General features: G+C 61.4%; 8 protein-coding genes and 3 pseudogenes. 7 read left to right on the top strand and 4 right to left on the bottom strand.

From position 1 onward, the window contains the following. Positions 1-122: 122 nt before the first annotated feature. Positions 123-1,769, bottom strand: coding sequence for an integrase catalytic domain-containing protein (locus AC066S_RS35465; RefSeq protein WP_478271805.1), 1,647 nt, complete (start codon positions 1,767-1,769; stop codon positions 123-125). A gap of 156 nt (positions 1,770-1,925) precedes the next feature. Between AC066S_RS35465 and istA the strand changes: the two are divergent. From istA to AC066S_RS35440, 5 genes and pseudogenes are all read left to right on the top strand, one after another. After that, positions 1,926-3,323, top strand: a pseudogene (gene istA / locus AC066S_RS35460) (IS21 family transposase); the annotation flags it as partial. Positions 3,324-5,431: 2,108 nt separating this feature from the next. Continuing rightward, entirely contained in the window at positions 5,432-5,968 is a 537-nt protein-coding gene (locus tag AC066S_RS35455; protein ID WP_126261822.1) for a hypothetical protein, read from the top strand. Next, positions 5,886-6,731 carry a hypothetical protein gene (locus AC066S_RS35450; RefSeq protein ID WP_164719101.1) on the top strand — a complete coding sequence of 282 codons (846 nt, stop codon included), beginning with the start codon at positions 5,886-5,888 and terminating at the stop codon, positions 6,729-6,731. Before AC066S_RS35455 ends, AC066S_RS35450 begins: the two co-directional genes overlap by 83 nt. A gap of 37 nt (positions 6,732-6,768) precedes the next feature. Then, on the top strand, positions 6,769-6,966 hold the full coding sequence (locus AC066S_RS35445; RefSeq protein WP_126261820.1) for a hypothetical protein: 198 nt from the start codon (positions 6,769-6,771) through the stop codon (positions 6,964-6,966). Between the two features lie 329 nt (positions 6,967-7,295). Then, complete coding sequence (locus AC066S_RS35440; RefSeq protein ID WP_164719100.1) at positions 7,296-7,463, top strand: hypothetical protein; 168 nt, start codon at positions 7,296-7,298, stop codon at positions 7,461-7,463. Between the two features lie 373 nt (positions 7,464-7,836). Here the strand turns inward: AC066S_RS35440 and AC066S_RS35435 are convergent, their stop codons facing one another. Continuing rightward, positions 7,837-8,127, bottom strand: a complete 291-nt coding sequence (locus AC066S_RS35435) for a hypothetical protein (protein WP_126261818.1) — start codon at positions 8,125-8,127, stop codon at positions 7,837-7,839. A gap of 674 nt (positions 8,128-8,801) precedes the next feature. Further along, positions 8,802-8,922: pseudogene (locus AC066S_RS35430) on the bottom strand (ATP-binding protein); the annotation flags it as partial. Positions 8,923-8,951: 29 nt separating this feature from the next. Here AC066S_RS35430 and AC066S_RS35425 point away from each other — a divergent pair. Together AC066S_RS35425 and AC066S_RS35420 are read left to right on the top strand one after the other, a co-directional pair. Then, positions 8,952-9,440, top strand: coding sequence for a hypothetical protein (locus AC066S_RS35425; RefSeq protein WP_164719099.1), 489 nt, complete (start codon positions 8,952-8,954; stop codon positions 9,438-9,440). Next, on the top strand, positions 9,434-11,536 hold the full coding sequence (locus AC066S_RS35420; RefSeq protein WP_135171818.1) for a recombinase family protein: 2,103 nt from the start codon (positions 9,434-9,436) through the stop codon (positions 11,534-11,536). Before AC066S_RS35425 ends, AC066S_RS35420 begins: the two co-directional genes overlap by 7 nt. A gap of 6 nt (positions 11,537-11,542) precedes the next feature. Here the strand turns inward: AC066S_RS35420 and istB are convergent. After that, positions 11,543-12,181 (bottom strand): annotated as a pseudogene (gene istB, locus AC066S_RS35415) (IS21-like element helper ATPase IstB); the annotation flags it as partial. Positions 12,182-12,458 lie beyond the last annotated feature (277 nt).

Genomic DNA, 12,458 nt, shown 5'->3' with positions numbered 1-12,458 from the left:
CTCATCCGATTCGTGAGATTGCGGGAAGGCTTAAGATAGCGGACCTTTCGAGCCGCGGGCGCCCGACCGCAATTACGTCATCGTCTGCAATATTGCCCCCCGTATTGCCTCACTTGCAGATGTTACCCGGGTGGCGCCGTGGCCGATGACGATCCGAGGTCGACTGATGCGCGCCAAGTAGTTTTCCCCGCTTGCTCGGCGAGAGGGGCTGTGGGCGGGTCGGGCCTTACATAGCCCGAGCCGTCCACAACCCCGGGCAACGGGGCCACAGTCGCGGCGTCGCCAAGCAGCTTCTCCGCGACCAACTGCCTAGCAGTCATCCGTCGAAGCCCCCTCAGCAGACGCTGCACAATAGAATGCTGTCTCGGCCCGAACTCCTCAGGGCATTTATCACTCAGCCGGCCGACAATGGCGAGCGCAGTTAGCTGCGGCTCTTCAGCGAGCCAACCCTCGATCACAGCAATATGCGGGTCGAGCTTGGACGGCTTATAGAGCCGACGGGGGCGACGGTGCGTGGCACGCGGCTCGCCGGCAGTCACCGTCTTGCCGAGCGTCTTCGCGAACGTTGCCGCGGTCGCTGGCAGGGTGCTAGTGTGAGCGGGTTGCAGGCCGCGCGCCTGTCCGGCACGACGATCGACGCGATTGCCGAGTTCCTCTTGGGTTGCGCGAATCTCCGCCAACAGCGCGACCGGATCGAGCGAGCGATGCTGATCGCGTAGCCGTTTCTTCACGGCCGCGGTCACCTTGGGATGCGCCAATGCACGCTTATAGGGCGTCGATGGGAGATGATAGCGCTTGATCACTTTAGCCCCTTCGCGGCGCTTCTCCTTCAGCTTGAACGACGGCTGGGAGAAGTTGACGTAGAGCCGTGCCGCCGCATAGAGGCGGCCCATCATACGCGCCGTCTCGACGCCATCGAAGCGGCCATAGCCCATGAGGCGGCGGACGACGGCACCATTCTTCTGATCGACAAATGCCTGGTCGTTCTTATAGGCGCGCGAGCGAGTGACTTCGAACTTCTGTTCGCGACACCAAGGCACGACGACATCGTTCATGAAGGCGCTGTCGTTGTCGAAGTCCAGGCCGCGCAACAGCCAGGGGAACAGGCTCTGTGCGTGGTTGATCGCCTCGACGACCAGCGAACCTTCTCGCGTCACCAACGGCAGACACTCCGTCCAGCCCGTGGCGACATCGACCATCGTCAAGGTCTGGATGAACGAGCCAGCCACCGACGTGCCGCCATGGGCGACCATGTCGACCTCGCAGAAGCCAGGCGGCGCGCTGTGCCAGTCATTGAACGTGCGGATTGGGACCTCGCGCCGGATTGCCGAATCGAATCCGGCACGGCGCCGCCTGCCGCCGCTCGCTGCGACCTTCACGTCCACGAGCAGGCGGTCGATGGTTGCTGGGCTGATCGAGAGAACACAGTCACGATCCGCCTGGCCAAGCTGCAATCGGCCATGTCGCTCAAGGGCCGGCAGCAAGGTCGTGATCATCACCTTGAGCCGCTTGCCGCATACTCGATCCGACGCCTCCCTTAGCGCCGTCAGCGCGTCCTTGATCGTCGCGCCATATCTGCGTCTCCGCTTTCTTGTTGCCTCGACCTCGCCCGGTCCAACCGTCTCGCGTCGCCGGAGCGCGCGCACCGCATGCTTGCGATGCCAGTCCGTCGTCGCGCACAGCTCGTCGAGAATCCGCCCCTTTTCCGCTCGTTTGGCCAACCGGTAACGCTCCGTTACCGCCGACACCACCTCGCGCCGCGCGCCCATGCTGATCTTTCCCGCTATAGACGCCACCGAACCAATTCGATGGCACCGACCCATCATCGGCGAGAAGTTGTCCAGTAACATTCTGGATGCGGCAATGCGCCCCTACAGGGTTGGTCTGTTGCGCTGCCTGCTTCGTAACAAAGCAGGTGGTGGAGGATGCTGGTCGTGGAGACGATTGCGCGGATTCGGCGCGAGCACTTCATCAAGGGCAAGACGATCAAGGAGATCGCACGTGACCTGAAGGTGTCACGGAACACGGTCCGGAAGGTTCTGAGGTCGGGAGAGACCTCCTTCGAGTATGAGCGGCAAGTGCAGCCGCGGCCCAAGCTCGGACGATGGGCAGTAAAACTCGACGGATTGCTGGCGGCGAACGCGGCTAAATCGGCTCGTGAACAGCTGACGTTGATCCGGATCTTCGAAGAGCTGCGCGGCCGCGGCTATGACGGCGGTTACGATGCGGTGCGCCGCTACGCCAAGCGGTGGAGCAGGGAACGCGGGCAATCGACCGCGGCCGCTTATGTCCAGCTGAGCTTTGCCCCAGGCGAAGCCTACCAGTTCGACTGGAGCCACGAGGTGGTCTTGCTGGGCGGCACCGCGGTCATGGTGAAGGCTGCCCATGTCCGGCTCTGTCACAGCCGCATGCTGTTCGTGCGGGCCTATCCGCGGGAGACGCAGGAGATGGTGTTCGACGCCCACGACCGGGCGTTCGCCCTGTTCAAACGCACCTGCATCCGCGGCATCTACGACAACATGAAGACCGCCGTAGAGACGATCTTCGTCGGTAAAGGGCGTCTCTACAATCGCCGCTTCCTGCAGATGTGCAGCCACTATCTGGTCGATCCGGTCGCCTGCACACCAGCGTCGGGCTGGGAGAAGGGGCAGGTGGAGAACCAAGTCGGGCTGGTCAGGGAACGCTTCTTCACGCCGCGGCTGCGGTTCAAAACCCTCGACGAGTTAAACGCCTGGCTGCTCGACAAATGCATCGCCTACGCCAAGGCTCATCGCCACCCGGAGCTGGTCGATCAGACGATCTGGGAGGTGTTCGAAGCCGAACGCCCCAAACTCGTTCTCTATGCCGGCCGCTTCGACGGCTTCCATGCGGTGACGGCATCGGTTTCGAAGCCCTGCCTGGTGCGCTTCGACAACAACAAGTACTCGGTCGAAGCCAGCGCAGTCGGACGACCGGTCGAGGTTCAAGCCTATGCCGATCGCATCGTGATCCGACAGGATGGACGCATCGTCGCCGAGCACCCACGATCCTTTGGCCGCGGCGATACCGTCTACGACCCGTGGCATTATGTGCCGGTGCTCGCCCGCAAACCCGGCGCCTTGCGCAACGGTGCTCCCTTCGAGGACTGGGTGCTGCCCGCCGCGATCGAGCGGATCCGGCGCAAGCTTGCCAGCACCGACGACGGCAATCGTCAGATGGTCGACATCCTCAACGCGGTGCTGACTGACGGTCTGCCCGCGGTGGAAGCGGCCTGTGCCGAAGCGCTCAGTCACAGCGTCCATTCCGCCGATGTCGTGCTCAATATCCTGGCCCGTCGACGTGATACGGGGAGGTCAGCTCGCCGTTCGCGTCGGCCTGATCGTTTTGCAAGACCGATAGGCTGAATTACTGACAGGTTGAGCGGCGTTAAGTCGCTCAGTCTAGCCTATCAATTTAGGTAGGCCACTCGCGGCGGCTTTCTCGCTAAAACCGCACTTCAGCCCCCGTGGGTAAGGGTTCACGGGAAAGCTGGGTGTGGGTTAGCCTTTTGATCCCAGGGCTAACTTCACGGGGCAGTGCGGATGCGGCAGGGATAGCGCCTCTATCCAAGGCCCCCCAGCCGATAAGGGCGCCGAGTCGCATCCGCGCGGCTTTTGAGCCGACGAGGAAGGCGTATGCTCAAGGACAAATCATGGCACCAAAAGCTAAGCCTTTAAGGCATTTGCGCGCGCGGAAACGGAACCCGACAGCGCGGGACCTTGCTGAAGCGGTCCATTTCGCGACGCGCGTATCCTACAAAAGGTGGCCGACAACGGGCGTGTGGTTTGAGATAAGAGACCGGATGGTCAGAACAGCCGATGGGCAATTCTATCTTATCGAAGATCATCCCATTAAGCTTGGCGGCCATGAAGTCGCACGGCCTTACAGTCTAGCGGGCGTCTTTGCTTGGCTGCAGGATTGCCCGGAGCAGATTGCACGCACTGTTGTTATAGGCCGCCCGGCTTGAACGGCCCACACGGGTCGCATTTCGTTTGGTCGATGGGCGCGCAGTCTCGTCAGCTTTTGGTAAGCTAGCACGGATACAGAGCCGCTGTGGTTAACGGGCCGTGGCAGGGACAGCGCAATGGCACCAGAACGGTCGGCGCCGAGTCACGTCGCCGCTAACTCAATTTGGCAGTGCGGATGCGGCAGGATAATGCCTGATCATGCCCCCAGGCCGTCAGGCGCAGAGCCGCGTTCGCACTGCTTCCGGCTCACGGGCTAAGCCCGTTATGACGGTTATGCCCATTCTGCGAGCGATACGCTCCCGGTCGGCTTCTTCCGCTGCTTTGAGGCTGGCCAGCGCTTTTCCTCTGTGTATGCGTGGGCGATAAGCGCCGAGTCACGTGGCCGCTAACTTCAAATGGTAGTGCGGGCGTGGCAGGGGTAGCGCCTGACGCGCGCAGCCGAACGGTGCCGAATCGCGCCCAAGTGTGGACGATCCAAACGGCGGTGATCACCAGAGGTGAGGACCCTCGGGGAGTGTAAGTCACCGCACGCGCTGCCACTCGCTAATCTTCTCCGGTATGCCCAGGTTTGATGGGTCTCCGGCCGAAGGCCAAGAGCATGTTCCGTTCGCCAAGTCTCGGCCGCTGACGCTGGCGAAGCATAATGCCCCAATGTCTCACCACGAAACGTGACCGCAAAAGCCTTCCCAGTCGGAACGATCTGAGCCACCCCCTGCTTGAGTTTTGTAGAACCACTTCACCATCTGCAACCTTCCATAGAACGTGTAGTGGTTCACGTCGGAATGTACCTCGATGGCGCGAGGGCGCTCGCACTACCTTACATTCTCGTCCCCACTAATTTTGATAGGTGTTCCGCATGCTTCTCAGCAATATAGGATGCTGGCGTCCAGAGAATTTCAGCCTCTCGGGAGCAAAGGTGGCCAGCCTCAGTCTTCGAGGACGGGCTGGCCACCATCGCTTGCGAAGCGTACCTACGGGTAGCACAGGCCAGTGGATGCACATTTTTGAGCGGTACATCGCGTCCCTGCGGTCGCAAGCGTTTGAGGGGCGGCCACCTCTGCACCGGCAATAGCAATCCGGAAGTTTCCCCGATCAAACTGCCACAGCTACCGCTCAGTCGCAGCACCTGCAGCGCGTCTTCGGCCTACCTGTTCCGACGGCCGCAGTGGTCGCTGAGCTTGCCTTCGTCGGAGGCGAGCGAAGAGCAAGGTCGCCCATCAGATCGCCACGGCGGCTGCCGGCGGCGTTGTTGGCGCAAGCATCGCACGCGAACGCACTGACGGCACCGCCCGCTGGCAGGTCACCGCAGCCGTTGGTCGACGCAATCGGCAACTGCGTCGTCAAATTCCACAGGGCAGAATCGCGAAAAAAAATAATCAGCGATTGTGCCGTAAGGACAAAGCGCCAAGCCGTGCAATATGTCCCGGTGAACAACGGAGACGTTCATGGCCGGCAAGACCTCGCAGATCGCCAAGCTGGAAGCCAAAGGTCTGGAAACGCCCAGTGAACTTGCCGCGGTCGAGGCCGCGTTCGCCAGCGCCGTCCACTCAATGGAAGCGCCGCCGATCGAGTTGTCTGACGACCAGATCGGTGACCTCGTCGGCATCAAGAATTTAGCTGAAGTTCGCTTGGTGAAAGCTCGTGCGGCTCACCGGCGAGCCGACCATGCTTTGACGGAAGCAAAGACTGCTGCCGCCGAAAAGGAGCGGAAAGACAATTTGACGCGCGTCCACTCGCTCGGCGCGGCTGCTCAGAAACAGATGCAGGAAGCCGTCACCACTGCGATCAAGCAGCTCCGCGCTGCGATGCGCGCGATGGCCGAAGCCGAGATTGAGTCGCGAAATTCTGAACCGGCAACTTCCGGACGATCAGCAGATCCACAGCTTCCAAGTCGCAATCATGGACATGCCCGGCGTGCCGCGGAAAGAACTTTCCCGAGTGCGCGAGCTACCCTGGCTGCGGCCTGGTGGCCGGCCCTATGACCCCGAGTATGCGGCCAAGATCAAAGTCAATCCGAACGGCTCCGCCGATCTCTCACATGGTGGTCAAACGACGAACATCACCAGCCGGCGCTATTTCGATCGCGTCACTTACGCCGATTGGATCGGTCGTAGCGGTGTGTCGTCGCTTGCATCCGCGCTCGCCTTGCCCGGCTTGAAGGGTGCCCCTGCTGGTTGGACTCCGATGCGCTACGTCTCGCCGCAGGCTGTTCTGACGGTACTCGACCGCGTCGAGGGTTACGTGCACAGCGACCTCGCTCGGAAATCAAAGTCGAGCTGGAACCTATCTCTAGATCTTCGAAAACGCAGAACAGCTCAAAGCTTGGTAAGCCGAGAACAAGCCCGCGACCGACAAGGCTGCGTGATCCGACGCGAACAGAAGGACAGGACTCAAACCATGAACCTGTCCGCCAATGAAATCTATGCCCGCACAAAGGCAGCAGCACAGGCGCTGGCCTCAGCTACGACCGTGCATTCGATGTCGGCCCGGGCGAAATCACCGGCTCGCTCTGAACAGCATGTCGAGACCGCCTCAGAAATCTACACCCGTCGGCGCGCTGAAACCCGGCAGCGCGGGCCTGTATACTTGAGATGCAAGTCACGGCTTAGGCCTGAGGCATGGTGCGGGCGCGCGCCGATGCCTTACGGCCTGAGTGCGGGGTTTGTGCTGATGAGTGAGTGTTTTCTCCGCTGCTCTCACTCCGGAGACCAGCGCCGGCCCAATTCCCGCCGCCGAGCGTTTTGACCGGACGCTCGGCGGCGACACAGAGGAGCTTGGTCGGATGGCTACACTCACGACGATAGCACGCCGCAGCAAGATCATGGCTAGCGTGTTCGTCACACGCGAGATCAGTGCGCTCGCCAAGCACCTCTCCAATACCGATCATGTCTCGACTGATGCTGCCATTGCCTGCCTCAACGAGGTCGGCAGGAGGTCGAAGGGTCACTCGACGTTCATTTTGGAGCGGGATCCTAGCTAGGCGGGGCATGCTTCGATGACCGGCAATTCGACGCCCTCAGACGACCGCACCAAGGCGATCCTGAGCTCGCCCTTGGCCTCAGGTCAAGAGCCGCTCGCCGCTCATCTAGCCGCCGAGACGGAACTCTCTGGAGGCGGCTCTCCAGATCATGGCCATCTCGGCGCGTAACAGACCTGCAGTCGATCCGAGGGCAATGGGAAGATCTTTCGCCAGTGAAATCGCGGGTCCTTTTTCGGCGTCAGAACCAGTGCGGGGCAACTTTGCGCTCGACTTCGCTAGAGGCAGACCTTCAAATCCGTGCACCAGACACGACGTAGGCACCATGCACCATGATGGCACCCGTCAATCCGAGCGAGCCTCCGTTCGACGAGCATGACCCGATTGAGGTCGGCGAGGCGTTGATCTGTCTTGGCCTGGATATCCTTGAGCAAGAGCTGGAGCGCCGCCGGGAGGCCGGGATCATATCTGCGAGGGACAAACGCCATGGCCAAGGGTAAGAGCGAGGATTGCGCAAACCAAGCGCCTCAGTTCGCGCGTGACCGATAGCTCGCAATCTTGCGAGTGAGCTGCCAAAGCTCGACCCTATTGGTCTCGGCTAATTGCTGTGCTCGCTGCTTAGCCCTTTCCTCATCGGCGCAAATCAGTCTTGCGGAGTGCACAATATTCCCGTCAGGCCCGAACAAGTACACCATGAACCCCTCGATCGAAGGGCTTCCAGTCACGCGCCGTCCGTGATTTTGAAGGTTATTGCTTGGTCCGATGGCGCTGCGTGCATGTCTTTGCTGGAGGTCGTCGCCTCTCATGCTTATCTGCTCGCGACCAACGGCCGCCGTATTGCCCGGTTGCAAGCCTGCATGGACATCGCCCGGATCATCCTATTCCCCGCCGGTTGCGCTCGACGATAGCTATAATCAATTCTTCGGTGGCGATCAGAGCCAGGTCCATTTTTTCCTCAACAATGGTCGACGTATCTCGACGAATACTGTCCAGGTGGTTCAGGGTCATCTCTTTGAAACTATGGGCTAGGCGCTCCTCGGCATCGTCGCGCGCATAGTCTACAATAGTATCCAAGTGGGCGACGATTTCAGTCCGTTGCTCGGTCGGTTTTGGACCGTCAAGCAACGTTACCGCTCGAATAAAGGACTCCTCTATAGGAATCATATCAGGTTTCCTTTGTTGCTGGATTGGAAGCCGCAGTAGCTCGCGCCGGTGCTGCAGATTCAGCGAGGCCCGACACGCAAAGGCAACTCCTCAGAAAAGGAGTTGATGTTGCGAAATTTGAGGGGCAACCATCTTCGGCATTGATCGGTATGCGGCGGGGGGCGAGGCAATGCCTCTATCAAAGCGGGGGGCTGTCCTAATTAGGACATCCGCGATGGCAGATTAGGACACTTGCGCGGCTTCGATGATTGAACACCGCATTCTTGCGGACTCCACATTACACCGGGAATCAGTAGTAATAAGGCGGCCGGGACTGGCATTTCAGCACGATCAACATTGCAACCGGCAAGAGGCTACCGAGAGGCGGCCTCTTTTGATTCCAGATAGGAACGCCGCTTTGCTTCCTAGCTTGCGGATTCCGGGGATGGCGATCAGGTGTTCCAGGCGGTGGTGATCACGGATTCCAGTGATCGCGATCAGTTTGGAGACGAACACGACTGACGGGCTTATGTGTGCCGGAAATTGTCTCTGGTCAAGGCTGGCGGGTTGGTTCGGAGATCGTTCCGGCGGTCCATAGGAGGGCCCCGTGCGGGGCGCGGAGTGCCCCCCGAGCGACGTAGCGACGCGCACGAGGAGGGGCCTGTGGGCCGGCGGGGCGATCGTGCGCGAGGTGCTTACGGTTTTTTCTTTTCGCCAGCCTGACGCCTTAGACTGTCGCCTCTTGAGTTCGAGGCGGTGCGCATTGTGAATGATGCGGTCCAATATCGCATCGCCGAGGGTGGGATCGCCGAACACGTCAGAGTACCCCTATTCTTGAGCGGGTCGTGTCTCACGTCACGATCACCGACCCGCATCATTTTCTGTTTGGGCACCGGCTTGAGGTGCTCAAGGAGCGGTCGGGGCGCGGTCCTGCCTACGTCGTTGTTGCGCTGCCGGACGGCCGGCCGCGGGCGGTTCGGATCGCGTCGACGGATCTTGCCGAGACGCCGATCACGCCCCACCCGAACGCCGCCGATCTGCCGCGCATCAGTGCACGTACGCTGATCCCATTGATGCAACATTTGAGCGCGAGTCTGGGCCTTCTCGACGAGAAGGTGATTCGCGATGACCCACCGACCGCTTCCAGGTCGCGTTGCGTATCGACCGCTGCCGACGTTGGCAAATCCACCCGGCCGCCCGACGGCCGACATTCCGCGCCTGTGGCCGAATCTATCGACCGCGACGCAAACCCAGATCGCTCAAATCCTCGCCACGCTGCTGCGGCGAATGCAAGCGGTTGCCGGCACGCCCGGAAGGGGACTGGGTCGTGCTGATCAGCTCGACCGTCGCTGACGAGCGGCTCACGACTGCGCACCGAGCCAAGTTGGCCTATGTCTACGTGCGGCAGTCATCCGTGAACCAGGTGCGCCAGCACCAGGAGAGCACCGAGCTGCAGTACCGCCTCGTCGATCGCGCCATCGGTCTGGGCTGGCCGCCGGAGCGAGTCCAGGTCATTGACGAGGATCTGGGCAAATCCGGTGCTGGCGCTGTGGATCGTCATGGTTTCCAGAAGCTCATTGCCGAGATCGGCCTTGGCAACGCCGGCCTTGTGGTGAGCCTCGACGCTTCTCGCTTGGCCCGCAATAACCGGGACTGGCATCAGCTTCTCGAGCTGTGCTCGGTGTTCGGCGTGCTCATTGCGGATGGCGAGCGGCTTTACGATCCGCGCGCCTACCACGACCGCCTGCTGTTGGGCTTGTCCGGCATCATGAGCGAGGCGGAGCTGCATCAGCTTCGGATGCGCCTTCACCAAGGAGAACGCCAGAAGGCGGCACGGGGCGAACTGCGGCTGCCCCTGCCGGCCGGGCTCGCCTATGATCGAGCCGGCACAATTGTTCTCAATCCCGATGAGGAGGTGCAGGCCCGTCTTCATCTCGTGTTTGCCAAATTCCGGGAACTGCAAAGCGCTCGCCGTGTGATGCGGTACTTGGAGAGGAACGGATTATCCTTGCCGGTTCGACCGCTGCTTGGACCATCTCCACACGAGATCGTCTGGCGTGCGCCAGATAGTGCACGCGTCCTTAGTATCCTTCAAAATCCGGCCTATGCTGGGGCGTATGTTTATGGCCGTCGGCAAAAGGATCCGAGCCGATGCCGGCCGGGATCGCTGACGGGAACGGTCAAGGTGGCGATCGGGGATTGGGCGGTTTGCCTCCACGCCGCTCACCCAGGCTATATCAGCTGGGAGGAGTTCATGGCCAACCAGGGGCGACTGGCAGATAACATCTTCCGCTATGAGGCAGGACACTCTGGCGTACCGCGCAAGGGGGCAGCCCTGTTACAAGGAATTGCGATCTGCGGCCGTTGCGGACGGCGCATGAGCATGCGCTACACGGGCCCGAATGCCGACTATCCGGTCTATTGCTGCCGCTCGGATCGGGACCAGCAAGGCAGTGCACTATGTCAGGAAGTCCGGGCCTTGGCGGTTGACGCGCTGGTCGAACGGATGCTCCTCGATGCCCTGGTGCCGGATCAGATTGAGATCGCACTCGCGGCGGCGGGCCAACTGGAGCAAGAGAGTCGTCAGCTCGAGCGTCAGTGGGCGCTTCGCGTGGAGCGCGCCCGCTACGAGGCCGAGCGCGCCCGGCGTCAGTATGACGCCGTCGAGCCCGAGAACCGTCTTGTGGCGCGCTCACTTGAGCGGGCTTGGGAAGAGAAGCTGCGTGTCGTCGAGACGGTCGAGCAGCAGCATGCGCGTTGGCGCGCGCAAGAGCCGCTTCTGATTGGCCCGGCGGAACGCGCAGGGCTACAAGCGCTCGGCGCGAACCTGCCGCGGATTTGGAATGCGGCCACCACGTCGGCAGCCGATCGCAAGCGCATTCTGCGATTTGTCATCCGCGAAGTCGTTCTTGATCAGAAGCGGACCCGAGGTCAGGTGTGGCTCAGGATCGTCTGGCAGACCGGCGCAACCAGCGAGCATCACGTACAACGGCGCGTTCATACCTACCGCAACTATATCGACATTGATCGGTTGCGGCGACGGATCGTCGAGTTGAATGCTGAACACAAAATGGATGGCGAGATCGCGGCAATACTCAATCAGGAAGGCTTTGTCGCGGCCCGAGGCTGCGCCTTCAAAGGCGAGAACGTCTGGCTGTTGCGCACCCGCTGGGGCATTCCCACCGTCAAAATCAACGGCGTGGACAAGAATCCGATGCGCTGGCCCGACGGCAGCTTCTCGATTCAGGGCGCAGCGGCTGAGCTTGGAGTAACCCCGCAAACAATCTTCGATTATCTTGCGCGCGGAATGCTGGCAGGTCGTCAGTTAACCAAAGGCCAGCCATGGCAGATCGAGCTCTCAGACGAACAAATCGGTCAGCTTCGCAATCGGGTACGACGCACCAAGCGTTCGAAGAAGGAGGCATCATGAAGTCATCGGCTCGCCGATCAGCGCGTGCCATTGATCGACGGGAAGCTGGCTGGTGACGATGGTGGAGCGGTGGCCGTAGCGGTCCTCGAGGATCTCCAGGAGGTCGTGGCGGGCCGCGGCGTCGAGCGGCTCGAGGCCCCAGTCGTCAAGGATGAGGAGATCGACGCGGCCGAGCGCGCGCAGCAGGCGGGGGTGGCGGCCGTCACCGCGCGCCAAAGCCAGATCGCTGAACAGTCGCGGGACGCGCTGATAGAGCACGGAGCGATTGTCGCGGCAGGCTTTGTTGCCGAGCGCCGAGGCGAGCCAGCTCTTGCCGACGCCGGACGGGCCACAGATCAAAAGATTGGCGTGGTCGGCGATCCATTGGCCTTCGACCAGCATCGTCAAGAGGCTGCGGTCGAGGCCGCGCGGGGTGCGATAGTCGATGTCCTCGACGCAGGCCTGCTGGCGCAGCTTGGCATATTGAAGCCGCTTCGACAGTCGCTTGTCGCGTCGCAGCGACGCTTCACGTTCGAGCAGGAGCGCAAGCCATTCGGCGTGGCCGAGGCTGGCGGCCTCGCCGCCGGCTTCGATGTCGGCGAAGGCCTTGGCCATGCCGTGAAGGCCGAGCTGATGGAGCTGATCGAGGGTCGGATGGGTGAGCAAGGCGTGATCTCCTAATTGTAGTAGCGCGGCCCGCGGATGTTGGGATGGAGGATCGGCGCGTCGTCCGCGGAGCGCTTGGGTGAAGGACGCCGATCAAGATTGTTGGCGAGGATCGATTTGAACGAACCGTAAGTGCGCGCGCCGATATCGTGAAGTGGACCCCATGCTGAGGACCACTGGGTCCGGTTTTTTAAGTGGAGCTGCTGCCGTTCGTTCTTCCCAGTAACTTTACGCTACTCTTGCCTGCTGCTGTTGTGGCTGTGGGGATGTGGGTAAC

The sequence above is a fragment of the Bradyrhizobium sp. CFUWI genome (assembly GCF_056429085.1).
The sequence above is the reverse complement of the archived record's forward strand: the minus strand, read 5'-3'. Positions and strand labels throughout refer to the sequence as shown.